Annotated in this window: 21 protein-coding genes; 3 read left to right on the top strand and 18 right to left on the bottom strand. The window is 67.2% G+C overall.

Going from position 1 to position 23,722, the window contains the following annotated elements; genetic code table 11:
- The first annotated feature begins 20 nt into the window (after positions 1-20).
- Together U5A57_RS31435 and U5A57_RS31430 are read left to right on the top strand one after the other, a co-directional pair.
- A complete protein-coding gene (locus U5A57_RS31435) occupies positions 21-1,064 on the top strand; it encodes an ABC transporter permease subunit (RefSeq protein ID WP_321915575.1) in 1,044 nt (347 codons plus the stop codon).
- A gap of 112 nt (positions 1,065-1,176) precedes the next feature.
- Positions 1,177-2,118, top strand: coding sequence for an ABC transporter substrate-binding protein (locus U5A57_RS31430; protein ID WP_321915574.1), 942 nt, complete (start codon positions 1,177-1,179; stop codon positions 2,116-2,118).
- Positions 2,119-2,164: 46 nt separating this feature from the next.
- Here U5A57_RS31430 and U5A57_RS31425 read toward each other — a convergent pair whose 3' ends face one another.
- The 17 genes from U5A57_RS31425 to U5A57_RS31345 all read right to left on the bottom strand — a co-directional run bounded on the left by U5A57_RS31425 (position 2,165) and on the right by U5A57_RS31345 (position 20,729).
- Positions 2,165-3,136 carry a sulfonate ABC transporter substrate-binding protein gene (locus U5A57_RS31425; RefSeq protein WP_321915573.1) on the bottom strand — a complete coding sequence of 324 codons (972 nt, stop codon included), beginning with the start codon at positions 3,134-3,136 and terminating at the stop codon, positions 2,165-2,167.
- A gap of 154 nt (positions 3,137-3,290) precedes the next feature.
- Positions 3,291-4,901 (bottom strand): EAL domain-containing protein, encoded by a 1,611-nt coding sequence (locus U5A57_RS31420; protein WP_321915572.1) that lies wholly within the window; start codon positions 4,899-4,901, stop codon positions 3,291-3,293.
- 125 nt (positions 4,902-5,026) lie between these two features.
- On the bottom strand, positions 5,027-6,931 hold the full coding sequence (locus U5A57_RS31415; RefSeq protein ID WP_321915571.1) for a diguanylate cyclase: 1,905 nt from the start codon (positions 6,929-6,931) through the stop codon (positions 5,027-5,029).
- 104 nt (positions 6,932-7,035) lie between these two features.
- Positions 7,036-8,088 carry a transporter gene (locus U5A57_RS31410; protein WP_415774074.1) on the bottom strand — a complete coding sequence of 351 codons (1,053 nt, stop codon included), beginning with the start codon at positions 8,086-8,088 and terminating at the stop codon, positions 7,036-7,038.
- Between the two features lie 93 nt (positions 8,089-8,181).
- Positions 8,182-9,435 (bottom strand): DUF1479 domain-containing protein, encoded by a 1,254-nt coding sequence (locus U5A57_RS31405; RefSeq protein ID WP_321915570.1) that lies wholly within the window; start codon positions 9,433-9,435, stop codon positions 8,182-8,184.
- Positions 9,436-9,589: 154 nt separating this feature from the next.
- Entirely contained in the window at positions 9,590-10,387 is a 798-nt protein-coding gene (locus tag U5A57_RS31400) for an ABC transporter permease (protein WP_321915569.1), read from the bottom strand.
- Entirely contained in the window at positions 10,384-11,139 is a 756-nt protein-coding gene (locus U5A57_RS31395; RefSeq protein ID WP_321915568.1) for an ABC transporter ATP-binding protein, read from the bottom strand. The genes U5A57_RS31400 and U5A57_RS31395 overlap by 4 nt, the downstream gene beginning before the upstream one ends.
- Positions 11,136-12,437, bottom strand: coding sequence for an acyl-CoA thioesterase/bile acid-CoA:amino acid N-acyltransferase family protein (locus U5A57_RS31390; protein WP_321915567.1), 1,302 nt, complete (start codon positions 12,435-12,437; stop codon positions 11,136-11,138). Before U5A57_RS31390 ends, U5A57_RS31395 begins: the two co-directional genes overlap by 4 nt.
- On the bottom strand, positions 12,434-13,522 hold the full coding sequence (locus U5A57_RS31385) for an ABC transporter substrate-binding protein (protein WP_321915566.1): 1,089 nt from the start codon (positions 13,520-13,522) through the stop codon (positions 12,434-12,436). Before U5A57_RS31385 ends, U5A57_RS31390 begins: the two co-directional genes overlap by 4 nt.
- Positions 13,509-15,092, bottom strand: coding sequence for a class I adenylate-forming enzyme family protein (locus U5A57_RS31380; RefSeq protein WP_321915565.1), 1,584 nt, complete (start codon positions 15,090-15,092; stop codon positions 13,509-13,511). Before U5A57_RS31380 ends, U5A57_RS31385 begins: the two co-directional genes overlap by 14 nt.
- On the bottom strand, positions 15,089-15,853 hold the full coding sequence (locus tag U5A57_RS31375; protein WP_321915564.1) for a VOC family protein: 765 nt from the start codon (positions 15,851-15,853) through the stop codon (positions 15,089-15,091). The genes U5A57_RS31380 and U5A57_RS31375 overlap by 4 nt, the downstream gene beginning before the upstream one ends.
- On the bottom strand, positions 15,853-16,314 hold the full coding sequence (locus U5A57_RS31370) for a PaaI family thioesterase (RefSeq protein WP_321915563.1): 462 nt from the start codon (positions 16,312-16,314) through the stop codon (positions 15,853-15,855). Before U5A57_RS31370 ends, U5A57_RS31375 begins: the two co-directional genes overlap by 1 nt.
- 22 nt (positions 16,315-16,336) lie before the next feature.
- Complete coding sequence (locus tag U5A57_RS31365) at positions 16,337-17,341, bottom strand: SDR family NAD(P)-dependent oxidoreductase (protein WP_321915609.1); 1,005 nt, start codon at positions 17,339-17,341, stop codon at positions 16,337-16,339.
- Positions 17,342-17,405: 64 nt separating this feature from the next.
- The gene (locus tag U5A57_RS31360; protein WP_321915562.1) at positions 17,406-18,404 is read right to left on the bottom strand and encodes an ABC transporter substrate-binding protein; all 999 of its coding nucleotides are present in this window, start codon (positions 18,402-18,404) and stop codon (positions 17,406-17,408) included.
- A 26-nt stretch (positions 18,405-18,430) separates the two neighbouring features.
- On the bottom strand, positions 18,431-19,204 hold the full coding sequence (locus tag U5A57_RS31355; protein ID WP_415774683.1) for an ABC transporter permease: 774 nt from the start codon (positions 19,202-19,204) through the stop codon (positions 18,431-18,433).
- 41 nt (positions 19,205-19,245) lie between these two features.
- Positions 19,246-19,989 carry an ABC transporter ATP-binding protein gene (locus U5A57_RS31350; protein ID WP_321915560.1) on the bottom strand — a complete coding sequence of 248 codons (744 nt, stop codon included), beginning with the start codon at positions 19,987-19,989 and terminating at the stop codon, positions 19,246-19,248.
- Positions 19,986-20,729 carry a GntR family transcriptional regulator gene (locus U5A57_RS31345; protein WP_321915559.1) on the bottom strand — a complete coding sequence of 248 codons (744 nt, stop codon included), beginning with the start codon at positions 20,727-20,729 and terminating at the stop codon, positions 19,986-19,988. Before U5A57_RS31345 ends, U5A57_RS31350 begins: the two co-directional genes overlap by 4 nt.
- 252 nt (positions 20,730-20,981) lie before the next feature.
- On the opposite strand from U5A57_RS31345, the gene U5A57_RS31340 reads away from it, so the two are divergent.
- A complete protein-coding gene (locus U5A57_RS31340; protein WP_321915558.1) occupies positions 20,982-22,016 on the top strand; it encodes a sulfonate ABC transporter substrate-binding protein in 1,035 nt (344 codons plus the stop codon).
- A 65-nt stretch (positions 22,017-22,081) separates the two neighbouring features.
- On the opposite strand, the gene groL is transcribed toward U5A57_RS31340, so the two are convergent.
- Complete coding sequence (gene groL / locus U5A57_RS31335) at positions 22,082-23,716, bottom strand: chaperonin GroEL (RefSeq protein WP_321915557.1); 1,635 nt, start codon at positions 23,714-23,716, stop codon at positions 22,082-22,084.
- Positions 23,717-23,722 lie beyond the last annotated feature (6 nt).

Below are 23,722 nucleotides of genomic sequence, written 5' to 3'. Positions count from 1 at the left end.
ACGTCCCTCAGGAGTACGACATGAAAAGCATTCTTCCCCGGCACGGTGTCGCGGCCTCGCCCACGCAGCCCGCACAAGGCGCTCAACCCGCACGCAGCGTCGCGGTCGACGGCCACCGCCAGCGCATGAAGTCGCTCGTGCGCACGGCTGGCATGCTGCCGGTGCTGGTGCTGCTGTGTATCGGCTTCGGTGTGCTCACCGATGGCTTCTTCACGCTGGAGAATCTTTCGATCGTCACGCAGCAGGCGTCGATCAACATCGTGCTGGCCGCCGGCATGACCTTCGTGATTCTCACGGGCGGCATCGACCTCTCGGTGGGTTCCGTGCTGGCCGCCGCGGCCATGGCCGCGATGATCGGCTCGAACATCGCGGGCTGGGGCTGGCTCGGCGTGCCCATGGCGCTCGCGGTGGGGCTCGGCTTCGGCCTCATCAACGGCGCGCTCATCTCGCTCCTGCGCCTGCCGCCGTTCATCGTCACGCTCGGCTCGCTCACGGCGGTGCGCGGCATTGCGCGCCTCATGGGCCACGACACGACGATCTTCAACCCGCAGCTCTCGTTCGCATTCATCGGCAACGGCACGGTGCTCGGCGTGCCCTGGCTCGTGATCATCGCGCTCGTCGTGGTGGCCGGCTCGTGGTTCGTACTGCGCCGCACGGTGCTCGGCCTGCGCATCTACTCGGTGGGCGGCAACCCGGAAGCGGCGCGCCTCTCCGGCATCAAGGTGTGGGGCATCGAGATGTTCGTCTATGCCATCTCGGGTCTGCTCGCGGGTCTTGGCGCGGTGATGTCCGCCGCCCGGCTCTACGCGGCCAACGGCCTGCAACTGGGCCAGTCCTATGAACTCGATGCGATCGCCGCGGTCATTCTGGGCGGCACGAGCTTCGTGGGCGGCGTAGGCTCGATTATCGGCACGCTGATCGGCGCGCTCATCATCGCAGTCCTGACCAATGGGCTCGTGCTGCTCGGCGTCTCGGACATCTGGCAGTACATCATCAAGGGCCTCGTGATCGTCGGCGCCGTGGCGCTGGACCGCTACCGCCAGCGTGGCTCGGCCCGCACGTGAGCCACTGAATCCGTCAACGGACAGAAACAGGCGCGAGCGCAGGCGGTCCTGCTGCGCTCGCCGGGAAAGCACTCAAACAGGACCCAAGCAGGCCCCCTCAGGAGACAATCTCATGTTCAAGAAAAAAGCCGTTCTCGCCGCTGCCGCCCTCACATTTGGCTTCGCACTGCAGGGCGCGCATGCCGCCGACAAGCAGCTCAAGTCGATCGGCATTACCGTGGGTTCGCTCGGCAATCCCTACTTCGTGACGATCGTGCAGGGTGCGCAGGCGAAGGCCAAGGAGATCAACCCGAGCGCCAAGGTCACGGCCGTTTCCGCCGACTACGACCTCAACAAGCAGTTCACGCAGATCGACAACTTCATTTCGGCGCACGTGGACATGATCCTCCTGAACGCGACCGATCCGAAGGCGATCGAACCGGCGGTGAAGAAGGCCCAGGCGGCCGGCATCGTGGTGATGGCGGTGGACGTGAGCGCCGCGGGCGCCAACGCGACCGTACAAACAGACAACGTGAAGGCCGGGGCGATTTCGTGCGAATACCTCGAAAAGAAGCTCAACGGCAAGGGTAATGTGATCATCCAGAACGGCCCGCAGGTCTCGGCCGTGATCGACCGCGTGAACGGCTGCAAGCAGGTGCTCGCCAAGGCGCCGGGCATCAAGATTCTCTCCGACGACCAGGACGCCAAAGGCTCGCGCGAAGGCGGCATGAATGTGATGCAGGGCTATCTCACGCGCTTTCCGAAGCTTGACGGCGTGTTCGCCATCAACGATCCGCAGGCCATTGGCAGCGACCTCGCCGCGAAGCAACTGCACCGCACCAACATCGTGATCACCTCGGTGGATGGCGCGCCCGATATCGAAACGGCGCTCAAGACCGACACGCTCGTGCAGGCTTCGGCAAGCCAGGACCCGTACAAGATGGCGCAAACGGCCGTGCAGGTGGGCTACGACATCATGAACGGCAAGAAGCCCGCCAACCCGATGATCGAAATGACGCCTCAGCTCGTCACGCGCGACAACGTGGGCAGCTACAAGGGCTGGTCGTCGCACTAAGCACTTAGCGCCAAGCGCTCCCGGAAGGCGACCGTGCCCGCAGGCGTTACGCGAGCACGGCGTCCTTCGTCACCACGCGGCGCGGAATGATCTTCAGCTCGTAGAACGTGTCCGCGATCTTCTGCTGCTGCGCGATCACGGCGGCGTCGATAGGCCGGTATTCATGCGCGTAGTGCGTGAGGCCGGTCTGGATCGTCGCCGCATCCAGCCCCTGGATCGGCGAGAGCTTCGCGGCCGCTGCCGCCGTGTTGGCGCGCACCCACTGCCCCGTCTTGCCGAGTTCGTCCAGCGCGATCGCGAGGGCGTCCTTGCGGTTCTGCGCGAATTCGCGCTGGCTCAAGAAGAACTGGTGATGACTCGCCACGCCGCTGGCATCGGCGACGAGGCGCGCGCCATCCTGCGCTTCGACGGCGGCGAGGAACGGGTCCCAGATCGCCCAGGCGTCGATGGCGCCGCTTTGCAGCGCCGCGCGCGCGTCGGCGGGTGCGAGGAATACGGGTTGCACGTCGGCGATGGAAAGGCCGTGCTTTTGCAGCAGCGCGACGAGAAACCAATGCACGTCCGAGCCGCGATTCAGGCCGATTTTCTTGCCCTTCAGCCCAGCCACGTCCTGGATCGGCGACTGCTTTGCCACGACCACGCCCTCTGCGTGCGGCGTGGGCAGTTCGTACGCCGTGTAGACGAAATCCGCGCCCGCGGCCTGAGCAAACACGGGTGGCGCTTCGCCCACGTAACCAAAGTCGATTGCGCCCACGTTCAGGCCTTCGAGCAATTGCGGGCCGGCCGGGAACTCGGTCCATGACACCTTGATGCCGAGCGGCGCGAGGCGCGTTTCCAGCGTGCCGTTCGCCTTGAGCAGCACGAGCGTGCTCGCGGCCTTCTGGTAGCCGATGCGGAACTGGTCGGGCTGATATTTCGCGAATGCGGTGGCGGGCAGCGCAGCGCCGGCGAGCGTCGCGCCCAGCGTGGCGAGAAAATGGCGGCGTGACCAGGTTGCAGGATGCATGGGGCGAGTCATGTTCGGCTAATCCGTGTTGGCTTTGGGCATGCACCCACACGGCGCAGCCATCGAACCGTCGATGCTACCGGCATACACGGGCTCCCAGAACCGATGTTTCGCGCTAAGCAAATCACCCCAGCGGGAATGCACCTGCGGGCACCTCGCCTGAGCCCTACGCACCCGCCGTCATATGCGGATCGGGCGCCATATGCGCCCCGTTCGCGCGATACCAGCGCATGAACGCCTCCGAGCGCATGGGCTTCGCGTAGAAAAAGCCCTGTATGTATGTGACGCCGCGCGCACACAGATAGTCGCGTTGCACCTGGGTTTCCACGCCTTCCGCCACGAGCCGCGCCCCCAGGCTATGCGCAAGGTCGATGATGGCGTCGAGCACCGCCGCCTTCTTGCCTTCCGGATCGATCGTGAGCACGAAGCCCCGATCGATCTTCAGGATATCGAATGGAAATTTCTCGAGATACGAGAGCGAGCAATACCCGGTGCCAAAGTCGTCGATAGCGACGTTGACGCCCTCGTGCCGCAAGGTCAAGAGGCTGTTGCGCGCCTGCTCGGTATTGCACACCAGCGTGCGTTCGGTAATTTCCACCGTGATCGTCGCGCCGCGCTGCGCCACGGCCGTGCGCAGCCGCCGCACGTCGCTCACGAGCTGCTCGCCCGACAAATGCTCGGGCGCGAAATTGACCCCGAGGTGAAAGCCCGGCGCGATGTCCCACGCCGCGACGTCGCGCGCGATGAGCTTCAGCAGATGCTGCGTGAGCGGCACGATCACGTGCTCTTCTTCAGCCGCCTGGATGAACTCGTCCGGGCGCGTCGCACCCTGGCCTGGCCGCACCCAGCGCAGCAACGCCTCCACGCCCTCGCACCGCTGCGTCGCCACGCCGTAGAGCGGCTGGTATTCGACGTGGAATTCGTTCGCGCGCATGCCCCTCAGCAGTTGATCGCGGCGCGACCGCCCGTTTTGCTGCAAACGCCGCACGAGCCATACGAGCAGCGCGGAGAGCGCGGCCGCCCATGGCAGATAGCGCAGCAGCAGAGCGCCCCACGCTTCGTTGATGCGCTCGGGCCGCCCATAGATCTTCAGGTCGATCGTGGTGCCCGACATGCGCTTTTGCACGTCGGCCAGCAACGGCGCGCCGCGCACGTTCACGAGCGCCATGGCTTCGCGCAACACGGTGCCCTCGCCCACGCTCAACTCGGCCTGGCGAAATACCGTGAGCGGCGCGGCGCCATGCAGCAGGTCCAGCAGATACTGCACGTCCACCACGGCCACGACGGCGCGCCCCGCTTCGCCCGCTACGCCAACCAGCAGCGAGGGGCGGTTGCGCACCATCGGCGTGTCGTTGACGATCCTGAGCCATTCGCCGTTCGAGGGCGGCACATAGCCGTTGAGCACGCCGTTGGCGGGAATCGAGTGTTGCGCGAGTGCAGACGAGCAGGTGAAGCGGCCGCCATACAGGATGTTGAGTGTGCGCACATAAGGCACGGCGGCGGCCTTGAGCGTGAGGTCCGGCGAGAGCGTCTCGCATGCCTCGGCCGCGCGCGGCGCGAGCGTGTGGGCCGCGCTCTGCGCTGTCTCGACGATCGAGACGACCTGCCCGACGATGAACGTGGAAGCGAGCGTCGCCTCGCGCCGCGCAATACGCTCGGCCTCGTAGCGCCCGAGCGCCACACACAGCACGATCGGAATCAGCGCCACGAGCAGCAGCACGAGCAAACGCGACACTCGCGCGCGGACTGCGCCGGGGTTGGGCGAGACTTCGGGCAAAGCGTCCTCCGCACCTGGGCCGTCATGGAAGGCGGCTACGGTATGGCGCCAACATACACCAACGCGCGCGCTGCGCGCGTGCGCGGTGCCCGGCGCACGCGAACGTCAGCTAACGTGGCCGCGCGTTATGCGCATTCGATGCGGTTACGTCCGCCTTTTTTCGCGCGGTAGAGTGCGAAGTCGCTGCGCGTGAGCGTGGCTTCGGCGCTCATGTCGGCGGCGTTCATGAGCGTGATGCCGATGCTCACGGTAAGCGCCACGACCTCGCCCACCACCGCGAGCGGTTGCGCGGCGAAGCGCTCCTGTATGCGCTGCGCGACGCTATGCGCGCCTTCGAGGTCGGTGGCCGCGAGCAGGATCGCAAACTCCTCGCCGCCGATACGGCCGGCCAGGTCGCCCACGCGCAACTGCGTGCGCAGGATCTCGGCGAAATGGCGCAGCACGTCGTCGCCGATCGCGTGGCCCCAGCGGTCGTTGATCGACTTGAAGTGGTCGAGGTCGCACATCATCACGGCCGCACTGGCGCCGCCGCGCCGCGCCTGCGCAAGCTGCGCCTCGACGCGGGCCATGAAGTGACGGCGGTTGGCCAGACGCGTGAGGCCGTCGGTGCTCGCGAATTCCTGCAGTTCGGCTTCGATACGCTTGCGCTCGGTCGCTTCCGTGATGAAGCCATGCCAGACCGTCGTGCCGTTGGCGAGCCGCTGCGGCCTCGCATCGCCCTGGCGCCAGCGCAAGCCCTGCTGCGGCAGCAGCACGCGAAACTCCAGATGCCACGGCGTGAGGTTCGCCGCCGACTGCTCGAACGAGGCGCGCCATGCGTCGAGATCGTCGGGATGAATCAGCGCGTCGATGCACGCCGTGTCGTGCGCGGCCTGCGCGGGCGTGAGTTCGAAGATTTCCGCGATGCCCGCACTCGCATAGGAGAACAACGCGTGGCCGCCGGACGTCTGGCGGCGCTGGAACACGAGGCCCGGCACCTCGTTCGTGAGGTTCGTGACGAGCGCCGCGCTCTCGCGCAAACGCTCGGCCATCTCGCGCATCGAGGTGATGTCCGTGGTCGTGCCGATCATGCGCAGCGCGCGCCCGTTCGCGTCGCGGCTCATGACCTTGCCGCGGCTGCAGATCCACTTGTAGCGGCCGTCCTTGCAACGAATGCGGTGCTCGACTTCGTACGTCGGCGTGCGGCCTTCGAAGTGCGCCTGCATCGCGGCCTTCACGTACTCGGCGTCTTCGGGGTGCAGTCGCAGATAGCTGTCTTCGATACGGCTCGTCAACTCGTGCCCGGCGTAGCCGAGTATTGCCTTCCAGCCATCCGAATAGCGGATCTCGCCCGTCACCACGTCGCGGTCCCAGATGCCTGTGCCGCTGCCGTCGATGGCGTGCGCGAGCAGCCGTTCCTGCTCGCGCAATGCTTCGAGTTCGGCATACAGCGCGGGTTCGTCTGTGGCGGGAACGTCGATATCGCGGCTCGTGGCGCGCGCCGGCCGCGCGGCCAGCGCGGCCGCCACGCGCGCAAAGTCGCCGAGACTCGCGCGAGCGGCGGCGTCCAGCTCGCGCGGGGCGGGGTCGATCAGGCAGAGGCTGCCGACGTGCTCGCCCTGCGCGCCGTACAAGGGCCACGCGGCCACGAACCGGAGCGGCTTGCTTGCGTGTGCAAGCACAGTGCACCAGGCGGGGTCGGTGGATATATCGGGCACGATGAGCGGCTCTCTTGCGCCGCTTTCGCTGGTCGGATGCGCAAGCGTGCGCAGTGCTTCGTAGACCGTCTCGTCCACGCCGGCGCCGCGCCCGTGCACGGCGGGCGCCTCGCCGGGCACCACGCAGGCTGCCGCCACCCCGAAATGCGCCGCGACGAGGCGCAACAGGCCATCGAGCAACGGGTCCGCCGTTGCGTGCCCGGCGCCGGGAAAAACCGCATGATCGTGCGAGCGCAACGGCTCGCGCAGGTCGGCGTCCGGCTCCCGCACCCCGGCATACGCGGCATCGCTTACGGGGGGCACGGCCTCGGGCGTCGACGAGGGAACGGTCATGGCAGGCGCTCAAACAGGAAATTCGAGCGCCTAGTATATAGCGCGCGCGTGAGGGCCCGGCGGCGGCCCCGCGAGCCTGCGGTGCCTCATAGGCAACGCGTGCCTCAGGTGTCCCCGCGCCGGCGGAACACCCACCATCCCAGCAGCGCCGTGAAGGTCGCGACCAGCACCACCATGAGCCAGAAGCCGTGGCGGTTTTCCGCAAGCGGAATGCCGCCTACGTTCATGCCGAAGAAGCCCGCGACGATGTTGATCGGCAGCGCGAGCACGGTCACGAGCGTGAGCGTGAAAAGCGTGCGGTTGTTCTGCTCCTCGAGCCGCGCGGCAATTTCTTCCTGCAGGAGCTTGATGCGCTCCACCAGTCCGGCCATGTCGCCCAGCACGAGCGAAAACTCCTCGGTCGCCTCGCGCAGGTCCTGCATGTCGGCTAGCTGGAGCCAGCGCGGCGGGCGCGCGAGCAGACGGAAAATCGAGCCAGGCTCCGGCGCGAGCATCCGTTGCAGGCGCACCAGGATGCGCCGCATGGCCGCGAGTTCATGACGGCTCGCCGAGCGGCGCGAGGCAAGAAACTGGTCCTCGGCGCGATCGACATCGACGCTCGTGCGGCGCACGATCTCCACCATCAGGTCGGCCTGATCGCGCATCAAGTGGATGAGCAACTCGGCCGGCGAGCGGAACGTCTCGCCGTTGCGCACGTAGCCGCGCAGACGGTCGATGGAGCGCAGCGGCTTCAGCCGCGCCGTGACGAGTATGCGTTCGTGCGTGTATGACCAGAGGGTCGCGATCTGCGAGGGCGTGAGTTCGAAATCGAACATCACGTCGTTGACCACGGCGAAGAGCCCGTTGTCCACGTGTTCGATGCGCGTGGAGTGCGAGCCTTCCACGAGCATTTCGAAGAAGGCGTCGGGCAGGTCGAGATGCGCGCGCATCCACGGTTGTGCCGCGGCGTGGGCGAGATTGAAGTGCAGCCAGTAGAACGAGTCGTCGTGCGCGGCTTGCGGCTCGCCGCTTTCGTGCGTGCGCCGCAGCGCGTCGAGTACATCGTCGCACGTGACGGACTGCCCGGGTTGCCCCGGCGTGAAGCGAAAACCGCAAACGAGACCCGACAGGTCGGCGCCATACGTTGCGACGGACGAAGCGAAATCCATGGTCGTCATGGCCGGTTGATCGGCGCACAGCATGCCATAGGCGTGCTTTTGCAGGCAAGCGCGCGAATCGATGCACCGACACGCGCGCGTCATCTGCCTGTGCTAGGCGGCGCCGGGCAGACCTAGCTGGGTGCGGCCGAGCGCGGTGAGATCGGCCACGCCCGCCCGGTCCGCCAGATCGGCTTCGATGTGCTCAGGGGGAAAATCGGGCGGGCTGCGGCCTTCGAGGAAGCTCGGCAACTGGCGCTGCAAATAGGCGTCGTTCTTCGCGCAACCCGGCGTGGCCGGGATGTACATCACGTTGCTGTATCCCGTGCCGCGGTGCTCGTCTTCCACCGAGTGAATCACGTCGCAGTGCCAGAACACGGTGTCGCCGGCTTGCATCTGCGGAATCGATGTCAGCGCGTCGACGAGCGGCGCGTGCCATTCGGAACTGATCGGCAGCCCGCGGCCCGGTTGCGCGCCGCACAGGTCGTCTTCGGCCACGTCGTCCTGCAGCGCGCGCAGGAGCACGTACGCCATGGCGTTGGCGATCGGCACGATCTGCAGCGTGCCGTCGCCGGGGCCCTGCGGCGTGAGCGCGGTCCAGCCCTGGAAGGTGCGGAACATCGAAGAAGCGATGCGCGAAGGAATCTCGCTCGCGTGCGTGCGGTAAGCGCCGTCGAACGGGTCGTAGCGCCGCCAGTCGCCCGAGAACACGTGGCGATACACCTGGCGGAAGCTCTCGTCGACCCAGCGCTCGACCGCGCCGCCGTCGCAATGCGCGGCGAGGCCGGGCGCCGCCGTTCCGGGCGGCCGGCGCCGCAGGCGGTCGGCGTAGGCGGGCACGACATCGGGATCGAAATGCACGCGCCCTTCGCTCTCGTGGCGCCACAGACGGTTGAGAAAGACGCGCGCGGCGGTGAGTTCGGCGGACTCGCGTGCCTGCACTTGCGGGCGCGACCAGTACAAGCCGTAGATCAGCGGGCGGCTCGCTTGCGGCGGGAGGGCATTGCGCTGCGCCGCGCGTTGGGTTGCGAGCGCGTCGAGATCGTTGCGCGCCACGTACTCCGCGATTTCGGCATCCCAGCGCGCGGCCTGCTCCGGCTCGAATACGCGGCGGATCACGCAGGCGCCGCGCGCTTTCACGCGCGCGATCGTCTCGGCGCTCACGCGCTGCGCCGCGATGTCGGCGAAGGCGATCTCCGGAATCACGGACTCGCCCGCCTCGCGCAGTCGCGCGATGCTCCGCGCCTCTTCGCCTATGGCCTGCGCGACCTCCTCGAACACTTCGCGATAGTTCGGCAGTTGCGCGCGCAACGTGCGCTTGGCCTGCCGGATCGCGGCCGGGACATCGTCGATCTGAAGTGCCGCCATGCGTGTCTCCATCGGGGTTGAATGCCGTCGTTTAATGGCAAGCATACGCTCGAATGGGGCACTTCTGGCCGGTTCAACGCAGGCGGCATCATCAGAAAGCTGGCTGGATGATGAGCGGCGTGCGGCTTGAGCGACCCGATACGCGCCGACCTCCTCAGCCGCCCACGCGACTGGTATCGCCGTCACTGCGCTCCCAGAACACCACTCGGCGCTGCACCGCGCGCACGGCCTGCGCGCCGCCCACGCCAATGACGGCGAGCAGCACGACGCCCGCGAACATCGTCGCGACGCTCATATTGACCGAGGCCGAACTGATCAGATAACCGAGCCCGCGCTGCGAAGAGAGAAACTCTCCGACCACCGCGCCGATCAGCGCCAGCGACACGCCGATCTGCAGGCCGCTGAAGATTTCGGGCGCGGCGCAAGGCAACTTCACGTGCAAGAACAGAAACGCACGCGAGGCCGAGAATGCCCGGCACGCGTCGAGCAGATCCGGGTCGGCGCGCTTGAGGCCATTGACCGTGTTCACGAACAGCGGGAAGAAGCACACGAGCACGACGAGCACGACCTTCGAGGCGCTGCCATAGCCGCACCAGACGAGAATGATCGGCCCGAGCGCGACCTTCGGCATGGCCTGCAGGCCAGCGAGCAGCGGGAACACGAAACGCTCGAACGTACGCGACTCCGCGAGCACGGCACCGGTCGCGACGGCGAGCACGCTGCCGATTGCGTAGCCAAGCAGCGTCTCGCCGAGGGTCGCGGCAATATGCGGCCACAACGTGCCGTCGGCGAAGCCCGCCGCGAGTGCCCGGCCCACTTCGGCGGGCGCGGGCAGCACATAGTCCGGTATCGACCACCATGCGACCACGGCCTGCCAGCAGGCGATCGCTGCCGCGAGGCTCGCGAGCGGATACAGCGCCGCGGGCATGCCTTTGCGCTTTCGTTGATTCATTGGAAGTGCCTCCGCAAATACGCGCACGCATCGACGAATGCCGTGGAACTGAGGGTGTCCGCGTCACGCGCTCGCGCGATCGGCACCACCAGTTCGTCGACGATGCGGCCCGGCCGCGCCGACATGACGACGACGCGATCCGCGAGAAAGACCGCCTCGGGAATGCTGTGCGTAATGAACAGCACCGACTTGCGCTGCGCGAGCCAGATACGTTGGAGTTCGAGCGTGAGCCGCTCGCGCGTGAGCGCGTCGAGGGCGGCGAAGGGCTCGTCCATCAGCAGCAGTTCGGGGTCATGCAGCAGCATGCGCGCAATGCCCACGCGCTGCTGCATGCCGCCGGAAAGCTCGGCTGGATAGTTGCGCGCGAAAGCATCCAGTCCCACGAGTTCAAGCAGTTCCCGTGCGCGCGCCTGTGCGTGCTCCATCGGCAGGCCGAGCGTGCGCGCGGGCAACAGCACGTTGTCGAGTACGTTGCGCCACGGCAGCAGGTTCGGCTTCTGGAACGCTACGCCGACCTGGCGGCCCGGCTTCGTCAGCGCCGCGCCGCCGAGGCGCGCACGCCCCGAGGTCGGCGCAATCAGCGCCGCCGCCACCTTGAGCAAGGTGGACTTGCCGCAGCCGGACGGCCCCAGCAGCGCGACGAACTCGCCCGCCTCGATACGCAGGTCCACGTCGAGCAACGCGTCGATCGTGCCGGTACGCGTGCGGTAGCTCACCGAGACCCGCTCGGCATGAAAGGCGCTCGTGCTCATGGCGCGCGCCTCGCTGCGTCGAGGAACTGCAGCACACGCGGCCACGAAGCCTCGTTTGCGCGCGCATTCGCGGCGGCCGTGCCGCCTGCCGTGATCGGCACGCGCGCGACCGGATGCACGCGTGCGATCTGCGTGGTCGGCACATGCGGAAACAGGATCGAGTGGCCCGCGCCCTCGTAGCGCAAATGCTCGACGCGGTGCGGGAAGCCGCGCGCCGCGAGATCGGCGGCGATCATTTCGGCGTAGCGCGACGATGGCCAGAAGCCGTCGTCGGTGCCTGAAATCAGCAAGACCGGTCCGGCAATGCGCTCGACGGGAATACGCGCGCGGGCCACGGCCTCGGCGTCGCCGAGCGCCGACTCGAAGGCCGGCGCCTGACGCACCGGTTCGCCCGGCGCACTCGCGTGGCGGAACGCGGTCCAGTCGGCGTGAGTATTGCGCTCCCACACATGCGCGAGCGGGCGGCCGCCAAGCGTCCACGCGACCGAATCCGGCGGTTCGCCGGGCGCGCCCGCGCGCAGCGTGCCGTGCAGCACGGCGCTCGGCACATAGCCGATCACGGCCGAAACCCGCTCGGGCCACGTCGCCGCGAGCAGCAACGCGAGTTCCCCACCGCGCGACTGTCCCGCCACGGCCACAAAATCGTTTTGCGGGTGCACGCTCTCGCGCAGCCAGTCGAGCGCCGCCGCGAAGTATTCCAGCGGCGTGTGCGAAATGGTGGGCGGCAGTCCCGGCGCGTTGAAATAGCCGAGCGCGAGCGCCGCGTAACCGTGCGCCGCGTAAAGCGCCGCGCGCGGCTCGTTGATGCCGCCGCCCGAGCCATTGAGCACGACCACGGCTGGATGCGGCCCAGGCGTCGCGGGCGTGAACAGCGTGCCGACCACGCCCGCTTCGCGAATCTCGCGGCGCACGACGCCATCGGCCACGTACTGTTGCACGAACTGCGCCGTGGCTGCGGTGTCCGCCCCTCCCGTTTGGCGCGCAACGAGTTCGACGGTCAGCGGCTCGATGCCTTCGGCACGCGTCGGCTCGCTCTCGCAGCGCATCGACCAGACCACGCCCATCGGCTGCACGCCGCTGTGCGCATAGTCGCCCGCCGTGGGCGCGACCTCGCCGAGATCGGCGTTGCCGTCGGCGTCGGTCGCGAAGCGGTTCGTGCTGCGCCATGCGCTGCCGTCCGGCATGTCGAGCCGCGCGGTCAACTCGACCTGCGCATGCGGCGCGAAGCCCTTGAGCACGATGCGCCGCGCGACATCGATCAGCGCCACGCGCGGCGTCACCTCGATGCGCGCGCTCACGGCTGCTGCCGCGCGCGTTCGCGCAGCGCGGCCTCGTCGAAGTGGCTGAAGTCGGCCACGAACTGGTTCGAGAACAGTTGATCGAGCGGCACCTCGCCCTTCGGGAACTCGCCCACCCGCTGCATCTCGGCCAGATTCGCGCGCACGGCGGGCAAGTCGTATGCGCCGGGCTGGCGCGGTTTGCCGTCTGCAGTTCGCAGCACGCGGGAGAGACGCCGCTTGAGCAGTTCCTCCGCCACGCGCAGGTTGTGTGCTTCGTCGCCTGGCGGCTTCGACTCGGGGTGCGCCTCCCAGAAGGCCTTCACGCAGAACGCCGGATTCGCATCGCAGACGATTTGCGCTTCCGTATAGGCGCGGCCGAAGCGCACGATCAGGTCCGGCCGCTCGGCAAACGTATCGCGATGGGCAATGAAGCCGTTGCCGGCCGTTTCGTCGAACACGGCCGGATAGCGGAGGCGGCGGATCGGCGTGCCCGAAAGTTCCAGCATGTCGTCCCAGCTGCTGTTGAAATTGAGCGCGTCGACGGCGCCCGTTTTCAGTGCCTGAAACCCGGAGCCGAGCGAGCCCACGGGCACGTAGTCCACATTCTTGCCAGGCGTGAGCCCTGCCTCGCGCAACGCGGCGCGGCCACCCGGAATCGTGCCCCACGTGAGCGCGCCAACGCCGATCTTCTTGCCGTCCAGATCGGCCAGTCTTTTCACCGGCGACGAGGCGAGCACGGCAAACTCCATCGTGTTCGCGGGCACGCCGTTGTAAAAGTAGCGCACGGGCGGCGGCGTGCCGCCGTTCAGATAGCTCGACAGGAGCGGCTCAGAGGTCGGGTAGCCGAACGTGATACGCTTGCTCGCCACCTGCGGAATTAGCGCCCCTGCGCCCTGGAACACGACGAGCTTCACGTCGAGCCCTTCGCTCTTGAAGAGGCCCAGCTTGTCGGCGGCGGCATAAGGCGCGCCGTCGTGCACGGCGGGCGGAATCGCGAGGCCGACCGTGACGGCATCGAGCGCATGGGCATCGCTTGCCGCAAGCGCGAAAAGCGGCGCGCAGGCCGCGGCGAGCCAGGCGGCCAGTCTGTTACGGGGTTTCATGGAATGAGTGGTCTCCGTGGGTGGGCGCGGTCGCGGCCACGCGGCGCGCGGCCTCGCCTTTGAGTGCGGCGCGGTCGATCTTGTTTGTCGAAGCGATCGGGAGCATGTCGACGAACCACACCCGGCGCGGATGCTGAAAAGCGGGCGCGTGCTCCAGCGCGTAATGCTTGAGCGTGGCTTCGTCAGCCTGCGCGCCGGCTTTCAGGACGACGAACGCCACCGGCTTTGCGCCCTTGATCTCGTCGGCCACCGGCACGACGCACGCCTGCGCGACATCCGGATGGCGTTCGAGCAGGCGCTCGACTTCGCCCGGATAGATGTTCTCGCCGCCGCAGACGAACATATCGTCGCGGCGGCCGACGAACGTGTAGAAACCCTGCGCGTCGCGGCGGAAGACGTCGCCGGTGCGGTAGTAACCGTCTTGCGTGAGCGGCGCGCGCACGTCCGGGCGGTTGTGATAGCCGGTCATCAGCGCCGGGCTGCGCAAATGCAACTCGCCCTCTTCCGCCTGTGCGCCGTTTTCGTCGACGAGACGCAGCTTGACGAGCGCATGCGCGGCGCCGACCGAAAGCGGCGGTGTCGGCAAGCCCTGCGGATGCGGGCCGAACACGACCGGGCCGCCCTCCGTGGTGCCGTACGCGTTGATGACGCGCGCGTTCGGCAGCAGTGCGTGGATCTGTTGCAACAGCGTGGCGCTGACGGGCGCCGAGCCCATCCGCACGTAGCGCACGGAGGAAAGATCGCTTTGCGCAAGCAGTTCGCGCTGTTGCAGCATCATGGCGATCATCGGCGGCACGGCGGTGAGCCACGTGCAGCGCCAGGCGGCCACGGCGCGAATATAGTTGCCGGCCTCGAATTGCGGCAACATCACGGTCGTTGCGCGCGCAGCCAATGTGAGGAACGCCAGCGCAAGGGCATTCATGTGAAAGAGCGGCGCGGCGATCAGCACGCGCTCACCTGCGAGCGGCTGCGACAGCAGGCGCGTGTGTACGACCCACAGGTGGCTCTCGTGCGACAGTACAACGCCTTTGGGCCGCCCCGTCGAGCCCGATGTATAGAGCATGAGCGCGGCTTCGCCCGGCAGCGGCTCGACTGGCTCGAAACGCGTCGCGCGCAGGTTCGCCACGAAGGCCGAAAACGGCGTGACGTGATCGGGCAATTCGCTTGCAAGCAACGGCGCGCGCGCATCGAACACGACGCCCGCGAGACCCGGTGGCAAGTCCGCCACGCGTTTCGCGTCGCAGAACACGAGGCTCGCACCACTGTCCGCTATCACGTCGGCGATGAGCGCGCGAGGGAAGCGGAAGTTTACAGGCACCGCGACGAGACCCGCCCGCATGATGCCCAGCACCGTCGCAACATAGTGCGCCGAGTTCGCGGCGAGCACGGCGATGCGCTCGCCGCGTGCGTGGCGCGTGGCGAGCGCTGCCGCGACGCGGTCCGCCAGCGCGTCGAGTTCCCCGAAACGGTAGCGCACCGGTGTCAGCGCGTCGTCGAGTTCGATGAGCGCGAGCGCTGCGGCGTCGCCGCTGCGGTCGATCAGATCGCCGAGGTTGCGCGGCAAGCTCATGGCACGAACTCCAGCAAGGTATCGAAACGAGGCAACGCGACAAGGCTACGCGTGGCTTCCACTTCATACGGCAATTGCGCGCGCTGCGCGTACGTACCGATCTCGCGCCACTTTGGAGTCCGAATCGTGACCGCGCCGTAGCGCGGCGCGCGCGCCGTAACATGCCCGGCGAGCGCGCCGAAATACGCGTCAAACTGGGCGCGACGGTGAAAGACCAGCTCGAAGCCCGGCTCCGGCTCGCCAAGACGCGCATAGTCCTCGCGCTCCGCGTCCACGAGATGCAGCGCCGCGAGCGCATACGCGCCGTTGGCATGAGTGCGCCACGCTTCGCGGAACACGAACTCGGGCGTGAGGTGCTGGCAGAAGTACACACGCCCGCCCGGCAATTGGCCGGACCCAAGGCGCACGGTCACGAAGCGCGCATCGCCGAGCCCCGCCACCGGCCGCGAGAAGTGCTGCGGCGGCGTTGCGTCGAAACCGGCAGTGCGCAGATCGTCGAAGGTGCGTTGCGGATCGTCGCTGCGCAAGACGAGGCCATCCGCGCCAAGCGGGCTTGCGGCGATCTCCGGCCGCGTGGCCGAGCCGTCGGCGGGCAGGCCGATCAGTTCGAGATAGTGCCCTTCGAACACGATCGCGTGATTGATCGAACCGAGCGTGTGGAACCCGCGCGGCGTGAGTGTAAAGCCCAGTGCGCCGAACAGCGCTTGCGCCGCGTCGGTGTCGTAGCGCGTGTTGATGACGAGGTGATCGAGGCTCAGCATCACGGGCGTGCCGGCTGCGGCGCGGGTGCGGCTGCGCCGGCGGTGGAATAGGCGCCTCGGCCGCTCGCGACGAGTTTGCCGTCCGCGTCGAACACCTGCGCTTCGGCCGTCGCGATCTGCGCGCCGAAGCGGATCACCTTGCCCTTCACGCGCAGGTCGCCCGGCAGCGCCGCGCGGTGGTAATCGACGCGCAGGTCGATCGTCGGCACGCCGCGCCCCGTTTTCGAAACGAGCGCCCAGTCGGCGGCGAGGTCGACCAGCGCGGCCAGGATGCCGCCATGCGTGTAGCGTTTCTCGGGGTTCACGACCCATTCCTCGCGCCACGCCGCAGTGAGTTCGATCTCGCCGTCGGCAACCGCGACGACCTTCAGCCCGAGCCATTCGTGATACGGACCACGGCGCAAACGCGCCTCTACGTCTTCGGCTGTCGGCAATGCCGTTGGGTTTGCTGCCTGATTCATGCGTATTCTCTCCTTGCCCCGATTACGGTGTGACGACGATCTTGCCCAGCACCTCGCGGTCGCGGATCAGGCGCAAGCCCTGGGCGGCCTCTTCGAGGGGCAGCACGCGATCGATGGCGGGCGTAAGCTCGCCGCGCGCGATCTGCGCGAGCAGCGCACGCAGGTTGTCGTCGTAGAAACTGTTCGAGCCGATCACCTTCAGTTCGAAACTCCAGATGTAGCGCAGGTCTTCCTTCGGGTCGTGACCCGCCGTCGCGCCGCATACGAGCACCGTTCCGCCGCGCTTGACGCACTTGAGCGAAGGCACCCAGGTTTCGCCGCCCGTGAAGTTCACGAGCACGTCCACGCCGCCTTCCTGGCTGCGCCGCTGCGGTTTGCCGTACTGCGCGATCGCCCATTTCGAAAAGTCGGTCGTGCGGTAATTGACGACGTGGTCGGCGCCGAGCGCCTTCAGTTGCGCGGCCTTTTCGTCGCTGCCCGCGCAGGCGATCACTTCGGCACCGAGTTGCTTCGCGAGCAGCAGCGAAGCCGTCCCCACGCCGCCGCTCGCGCCGAGAATCAGCACGCGGTCGCCGGCCTTCACGGTCTGGTGCGTGATCAGCATGCGATGCGCCGTGCCATACGCAACCGGCAACGCGGAGGCCGCCTCGAAGCTCACCGCGTCGGGCAGCGGGATCAATTGCGCGGCGGAAACGGCGCAATATTCGGCCATGCCGCCGTCGAGCATCTCGCCCATCAGCCCCTTCTCGCGGTTGAGCGGGTTCACAAGCACGCGCTCGCCAATCTTCCAGCCTTCCACGCCCTCGCCGACGGCGACGATCTCACCCGCCATGTCGAGGCCGATCACGACCGGCAGCGGCACCTTGATGCCCGGCATGCCCTTCACCGTGAAAACGTCGTGATAGTTGAACGACGAAGCGCGCACGCGGATCACCACGCCGCCCGGCTCGGCCCGCGGCACGGGCTTGTCGCTCACGACCTCGAGCTGGTCGAGGTCGCCGTGCGCGCGCAGCACGAGCGCCTTCATGGTGGAAGGAAGGGAAACTGCCATATCTGGACTCCGAATGAATGCCGAAAAAAATAGATGAGGGTTACTGAATGGATCGCGAGGCGGTGTAAGGCGCGGTGTCGAACAGACCGGCGGGCAATTCGCCTTGAATCACGCCGCCGTCGACAAAGATCTTGTGCTCGTGCTGCAAGGTCTCGATGTCGGCCGGCTCGAAACTCACGCGGTTGATTTCAGACCAGCGCGCCGCGTAGGCATCGGCGTCGGCCGCAGGAAGGTTCGCGCTCTTTTGCAGGATCGCCGAAACGTCGCTGTGGTGTGCGGCGCCCCATTGCAGCGCGGCGCGCAAGCCGGCAATCAGCTTCGCCGCGTCGGCCGGATGCTGCGCGAGCCAGTCCGCGCGCACCGCGCTCACGCCGATATACGGCACGGCGTCGCTTTTCGTGAGCTTCTTCCATTCGTCGCCGAACGTGCCGAGCTGGCGCACCTTCAGGTCTTTCAACTGCGCCACGGTGATCGTGCGCACCGCCGCTGCATCGACCTGCTTCTGCACGAGAAACTGCGCGAGACGCCCTTCGTTGCCTGGCACGATCGAAAAGTCGGCGCTGCGAATGCCGTAGTTGCCTTGCAGAACGGCGGTTGCGATCGATGCGACCGAGCTTCCCGGCGGCGACATGCCAACCTTCTTGCCGCGCAGTTCGGCAAGCGAGCGGATAGGCGAGTCTTCGGGCGCAACGAAAGCGACGTCGGCGGGCTGGGTCGCCAGCACGATGCGCAGCGGCGCGCCCTGCGAAGCGGAGCTGAACACGGCGGAAGCCGGCGCGGCGAAGGCGAAGTCGATTGCGCCGGCCGCGAGCGCCCGGTTCGGCGCATTGACGTCGGCGAAGCGCACGAACTGCACGTCGAGCCCGCGCTGCTGCAGGAAGGGCTTCGCCTCGAGCACCGCCCCAAAGCCAAGGCTCACGCCACTCGTCCAGTAACCGATCCGGACGGTGTCGGCCAGCGCCGTTTGCGCGGCGCAAGTCGAAGCGGCGGCGACCAGCGCCGCAACGGCTGCCCGCTTGATGTGTCGTGTCATTTGCATGGTGTCATTCCCCGTAGTCAGTGGATTCAGGCCGCGCGCTTCCAGCGAAAGAGGCGGCGTTCGATCGGCTTGAGCACGCCCGCCTCGAGCAGCAGCATCAGCACGACGAGCGTCACGGTCCAGGCGAACACCTGATCCGTTTGCACGAGATCGGCGGCCTGGCGCAGCCTGTAGCCGATGCCGTCCGACGCGCCGATCGTCTCCGCCACGAGCGAGACGCGCCAGCCGAAGCCGAATGCGAGCCGCGCGCCCGCGAAAAAGTGCGGCAGGATGGTCGGCAAGTAGATCTTGCGCATGATCTGCGCGGGCGAAAAACGCAGGCTTCGCGCGAGTCCGACGTGCTGCGTGTCGACGGTCAGCGCGCCCTGCCATACGTTGGTCAGGATCAGCGGCATGGCGGTCATGAAGACGACGAATATCGTCGTTGCGTTCGAAATGCCGAACCAGATGATCGCGAACACAGCCCAGATCGCCGACGAGACTGTGTTCACGATCGCCAGCAACGGCTCGAAAAAGCGCGCCGCGCGTGGGCTTGCGCCAAGGGCCACGCCGAGCGGCGCACCCACCGCGGCCGCGAGCGCGAAGCCCGCCAGCACGCGGTAGAGCGTCGCGCCGAGATCGCGGAAGAACGAGGGCGAGTGCAGCAACGCAACGAGCGCGTGCGCGACCTGCCCGGGGCCCGGCATCACGAAGGCCGGCATGCGCCGCGCCGCCATCCACCAGACCCCCACGAGCAGGGCCACGAGCGCCACGCGCTGCGCGGCGAGCGAAACGAAGGAACGGGACAGCAAGGCAGGCATCGAAGGGCCCTGGCGGCGTGCAGTAGTGGATGGCATCAGGCTCATACCAGCAGGCGAAGACGGCGGATCGCTTCCGCGACTTCGGCGTCGGTCGCGCTTCGCGGGCGCGGCAGATTGACGGGCACGATCTCGCGCACGCGGCCGGGGCGCGGCGCCAGCACGATCACGCGGTCGGCGAGTACGATGGCCTCCTCCACGTCGTGCGTGACGAAGAGGATCGTGGTCGGGCGCAGCGCGCGCAGCCGCAGCACCTCGGCGTGCATCTGCGCGCGCGTTTGCGGGTCGAGCTTCGAGAAAGGCTCGTCCATCAGCAAGATGCCCGGCTCGCTCACAAGGCTGCGCGCGAGCGCCACGCGACTGCGCATGCCGCCCGATAGTTGATGCGGGTGGTGTTCGGCAAACGCAGCGAGACCCACCATGTCGAGCACGGCCGCCGCACGCTCGCGCCGCTCACGGGCCGCAAGGCGCGGGCGGGCCGATTCGAGCGCGAACTCCGCGTTGGCTCGCACCGTGCGCCACGGCAGCAGCCGGTCTTCCTGAAACATGTACGAAAGCGACTGCCGCCCATTGCCAGGCGCGACGCGCTCGCCGTGCAGCCACAGTTCGCCCGAATCGGCCCCGGCCAGGCCCGCGACGATATTGAGCAGCGTGCTCTTGCCGCAGCCCGAGGCGCCGAGCAGCGCCACGATCTCGCCCTGCCCGACGTCGAACCGGATATCGTCCAGTACGCTTAGTGATCCGAAATATTTACCGATGCCCCGCACCGAAATGGCCGCTGTCGTCACCGTCTCAACTCCGCAACGGTATACACGGGCAGCGACGCGCCCGAGCTGGACAAGCTCGCGTAGACCTTCTCCATCGTCATGTCGCGGAACGTTTCGATGTGCCGGCGGGCGATCGTTTCCGCGCGCCGTGCGTCGTTGGTCTCGAATGCGTCGATCATCGAATTATGGTCGTGACGGATTTCCGGCTTGGTGCCCTGCACGCCGAAGCCGAGCGCGACGAGGCGCGACATCTCGTCCATCAGGTTGGCTAGCGTGTGGTGCAGGCGTACGTTTCCGCTTGCCTGGGCGATCGCGAGATGGAACTCGCGGTTCGCGTCGAGAAAGACGTCGATCTGATCGGAGAGCTCACGCTCGGGGTAAGGCACGCGGCAAGCCGCTTCCAGCTTGCGCAGCAGCGCGACGTCGACGCGGCCGCATGCAAGGCGCGCCGCGAGCGGCTCCAGTTGCACGCGCAGGGCGAAGACCTCTTCGACGTCGCGCAACGTGATCGGCGCGACGCGGTAGCCCTGGCGCGGCATGGCGCGAATGAACCCTTCGTGAACGAGCCGCACGAGCGCGACGCGGCACGTGCTTTTGCCGATCCCGTAGTGCTCCATCAACTGGCTTTCCGTGAGGGTCGCGCCAGGCATGAAGCGGCACGACAGCACATCGCGGCGGATTCGCCAGTAGGCGTCCTCACCGCGCAGCGCCGGCAGGTCGCTCTGTTCCGGCTGGCCGGATGCAATGCCAGTTTCGTTCATCTCGCACTCGCCTTCGTGAGCTGCTCACAATTCGTTCTTGAGGCTTCCATGCAAGCATCGTAGTCGTGCAGGGGCGCCTTGATAACGAATAAAACCGACGAATGATGTGTGCAATCGCGATATCGTGAGCGGCTCAGAGATAAGCATCTGACAATATCTTGGTTGTGCCGGCGACGAAACGGACTAAGGTGAGAAGCGCTTTGCCGCGCACGCGCGGCCGTTTCAGCGTATTTCCATTAAGGCACAAGAGACATGTCGATCGACAAGCATGACGACCCCGCTGCAAACCGCCCGCGACGGGCACTGATCAAGCTCGCGTCGCTCGCCGCGACCGGCGCCGCCCTGCGCGGTGTAACGGGCGTAACGGGCCTTGTAGGCGCGGCCGCGCTGGCGCTGCAAAGCGGCACTGCGCGCGCACAAGACGCCAGGGTGCTGCGCATCGGGTTTCAGAAGTACGGCAACTTCGTCGTGCTAAAGGCACGCGGCACCCTGGAAAGGCGGCTGGCGCCGCTCGGCTTCTCGGTGCAGTGGCTGGAGTTCCCGGGCGGCCCGCAGTTGCTGGAAGGGCTGGCCGCGGGCGCGGTGGATGTCGGCACGGTTGGGGAAACGCCGCCCATTTTCGCGCAGGCCGGTGGCGTGGACTTTGTCTATATCGCGAGCGAACCGCCCGCTGCGCAGGGCGAGGCTATCGTCGTGCACCAGGACTCGCCGATCCGTACGAGCGCCGACCTGCGCGGCAAGCGCGTGGCGCTGAACAAGGGCTCGAACGTGCATTATCTGCTCGTCAAAGCGCTCGAGAAGGCCAACCTGAAGTACGAAGAGATTCAGCCAATCTATCTCGCGCCCGCCGATGCGCGCGCCGCATTCACGAGCCGCAGCGTCGATGCATGGGTGATCTGGGACCCGTACCTCGCGGCCATCGAACGCCAGGCGAACGCGCGCTCGATCGCAAACGGTGAGAGCCTCGTGCGCAATACGCAGTACTACATTGCGAGCCGCGGCTTCGCGAATGCGCACGCGCCGATCATCCACGCGCTGCTCGACGAGATCGGCGCGGTGGACACGTGGGCGCGCGACAACGTGCCCGCCGTGGCCACGCAGCTTTCGCCTCTCGTGGGGCTCGACGCGCCGACGCTCGAAGTCGCGCTCAAGCGTGCGGGATATGGCGTGCAGCCCATCGATGCTGCCACGCTCGCCTACCAGCAGCAGATCGCCGACACCTTCTCCGGTCTCAAGCTCATTCCGAAGAAGCTCGTCGTGGCCGACGCGCGCTGGCGCTCGGCCTGAACGCGCCTGCGCCACGAACCGCCGCCATGTGCAGCGGTCCGGGCGCATGGCGCGTGCAGCGCGCTTCAGAAACCCAAGTCCGCACCGCCAGGACCGCCGGCCGGCGCCGTCGCAGCTCCGGCTTTGGGCGCTTCGTGCACGGTCGCGTCGGTCGTGAGCAAAAGGCCCGCCACCGAAGCCGCGTTTTGCAGCGCCGTGCGCGTGACCTTGGTCGGGTCGAGCACGCCCTTCTCGACGAGGTCGCCGTATTCGCCTGTGGCTGCGTCGTAGCCGAAGTTGCCGGAGCCTTCCGCGACACGCGCCGCCACGACGCTCGCCTCTTCGCCCGCATTCGTGACGATCTGGCGCAGCGGCTCCTCCAGCGCGCGCAGCACGATTTTCACGCCCGCTGTCTGGTCGGCGTTGTTGCCCTTCACGTCGAGAATCGCCTGGCGCACACGGATCAGCGCGACGCCGCCGCCCGGCACGATGCCCTCTTCCACGGCCGCGCGCGTGGCGTGCAGCGCGTCGTCCACGCGGTCCTTCTTTTCCTTCACTTCGATCTCGGTCGCGCCGCCCACCTTGATCACCGCCACGCCGCCCGCGAGCTTCGCCACGCGCTCCTGGAGCTTCTCGCGATCGTAGTCGGACGTGGCTTCCTCGATCTGCGCGCGAATCTGCTTCACGCGCGCTTCGATGCCGGCCGCTTCGCCCGCGCCGTCGATCACGGTCGTGCTCTCTTTGCCCACCTCGATGCGCTTGGCCTGTCCCAGCTCCTGCAGCGTGGCCTTCTCCAGCGTGAGGCCCGTTTCCTCCGCGATCACCTGGCCACCGGTGAGAATCGCGATATCTTCGAGCAGCGCCTTGCGGCGGTCGCCAAAGCCGGGGGCCTTCACGGCAACCGTCTTGAGTACGCCGCGAATGTTGTTGACGACGAGCGTGGCGAGCGCTTCGCCCTCGATGTCCTCGGCAATGAGCAAGAGCGGCCGGCCCGCTTTCGCGACCTGTTCGAGCACCGGCAGCAAGTCGCGAATGTTCGAGATCTTCTTGTCGTGCAGCAGAATGAACGGGTTTTCGAGTTCCGCGATCTGCTTGTCGGGATTGTTGATGAAGTACGGCGAGAGATAGCCGCGGTCGAACTGCAGGCCTTCCACGACGTCGAGTTCGTCGGCGAGCGACTTGCCGTCTTCCACCGTGATCACGCCTTCCTTGCCCACCCGGTCGATCGCCTCGGCAATGCGCTGGCCGATCGACTCCTCGCCATTGGCCGAGATGGTCGCGACCTGTGCGATCTCCTTGCTCGTGGTCGTGGGCTTGCTGATCTTCTTCAGCTCCTCCACGGCCGCCAGCACGGCCTTGTCGATGCCGCGCTTCAAATCGAGCGGGTTGAGCCCCGCGGCCACGTACTTCTGGCCCTCGCGCACGATGGCTTGAGCCAGCACCGTGGCCGTCGTGGTGCCGTCGCCAGCCGCGTCGCTGGTTTTCGAGGCGACTTCCTTGACGATCTGCGCGCCGATGTTCTGCAGCTTGTCAGCCAGCTCGATTTCCTTCGCGACCGACACGCCGTCCTTGGTCACGACGGGTGCGCCGAAGCTGCGTTCGAGCACGACGTTACGCCCCTTCGGGCCGAGCGTGACCTTTACGGCGTCGGCGAGCAGGTTCACGCCTTCAATGAGTTTGGTGCGGGCGAGGTCGCCGAATACGATGTCTTTGGTTGCCATAGTGAT

The organism is Paraburkholderia sp. J11-2, from assembly GCF_905220185.1.
Classification (GTDB): domain Bacteria; phylum Pseudomonadota; class Gammaproteobacteria; order Burkholderiales; family Burkholderiaceae; genus Paraburkholderia.
This window is presented reverse-complemented; position numbering and strand designations above follow the sequence as displayed.

What these genes read in the sequence shown, in the direction of transcription:
- U5A57_RS31430 (WP_321915574.1), top strand. Translation starts at nt 1,177, where the DNA reads ATGTTCAAGAAAAAAGCCGTTCTCGCCGCTGCCGCCCTCACATTTGGC.
- U5A57_RS31355 (WP_415774683.1), bottom strand. Translation starts at nt 19,204, where the DNA reads ATGCCTGCCTTGCTGTCCCGTTCCTTCGTTTCGCTCGCCGCGCAGCGC.
- U5A57_RS31385 (WP_321915566.1), bottom strand. Translation starts at nt 13,522, where the DNA reads ATGAAACCCCGTAACAGACTGGCCGCCTGGCTCGCCGCGGCCTGCGCG.
- groL (WP_321915557.1), bottom strand. Translation starts at nt 23,716, where the DNA reads ATGGCAACCAAAGACATCGTATTCGGCGACCTCGCCCGCACCAAACTC.
- U5A57_RS31435 (WP_321915575.1), top strand. Translation starts at nt 21, where the DNA reads ATGAAAAGCATTCTTCCCCGGCACGGTGTCGCGGCCTCGCCCACGCAG.
- U5A57_RS31410 (WP_415774074.1), bottom strand. Translation starts at nt 8,088, where the DNA reads ATGACGACCATGGATTTCGCTTCGTCCGTCGCAACGTATGGCGCCGAC.
- U5A57_RS31395 (WP_321915568.1), bottom strand. Translation starts at nt 11,139, where the DNA reads ATGAGCACGAGCGCCTTTCATGCCGAGCGGGTCTCGGTGAGCTACCGC.
- U5A57_RS31365 (WP_321915609.1), bottom strand. Translation starts at nt 17,341, where the DNA reads ATGAAGGCGCTCGTGCTGCGCGCGCACGGCGACCTCGACCAGCTCGAG.
- U5A57_RS31340 (WP_321915558.1), top strand. Translation starts at nt 20,982, where the DNA reads ATGTCGATCGACAAGCATGACGACCCCGCTGCAAACCGCCCGCGACGG.
- U5A57_RS31375 (WP_321915564.1), bottom strand. Translation starts at nt 15,853, where the DNA reads ATGCTGAGCCTCGATCACCTCGTCATCAACACGCGCTACGACACCGAC.
- U5A57_RS31400 (WP_321915569.1), bottom strand. Translation starts at nt 10,387, where the DNA reads ATGAATCAACGAAAGCGCAAAGGCATGCCCGCGGCGCTGTATCCGCTC.
- U5A57_RS31425 (WP_321915573.1), bottom strand. Translation starts at nt 3,136, where the DNA reads ATGACTCGCCCCATGCATCCTGCAACCTGGTCACGCCGCCATTTTCTC.
- U5A57_RS31370 (WP_321915563.1), bottom strand. Translation starts at nt 16,314, where the DNA reads ATGAATCAGGCAGCAAACCCAACGGCATTGCCGACAGCCGAAGACGTA.
- U5A57_RS31380 (WP_321915565.1), bottom strand. Translation starts at nt 15,092, where the DNA reads ATGAGCTTGCCGCGCAACCTCGGCGATCTGATCGACCGCAGCGGCGAC.
- U5A57_RS31345 (WP_321915559.1), bottom strand. Translation starts at nt 20,729, where the DNA reads ATGAACGAAACTGGCATTGCATCCGGCCAGCCGGAACAGAGCGACCTG.
- U5A57_RS31405 (WP_321915570.1), bottom strand. Translation starts at nt 9,435, where the DNA reads ATGGCGGCACTTCAGATCGACGATGTCCCGGCCGCGATCCGGCAGGCC.
- U5A57_RS31360 (WP_321915562.1), bottom strand. Translation starts at nt 18,404, where the DNA reads ATGCAAATGACACGACACATCAAGCGGGCAGCCGTTGCGGCGCTGGTC.
- U5A57_RS31415 (WP_321915571.1), bottom strand. Translation starts at nt 6,931, where the DNA reads ATGACCGTTCCCTCGTCGACGCCCGAGGCCGTGCCCCCCGTAAGCGAT.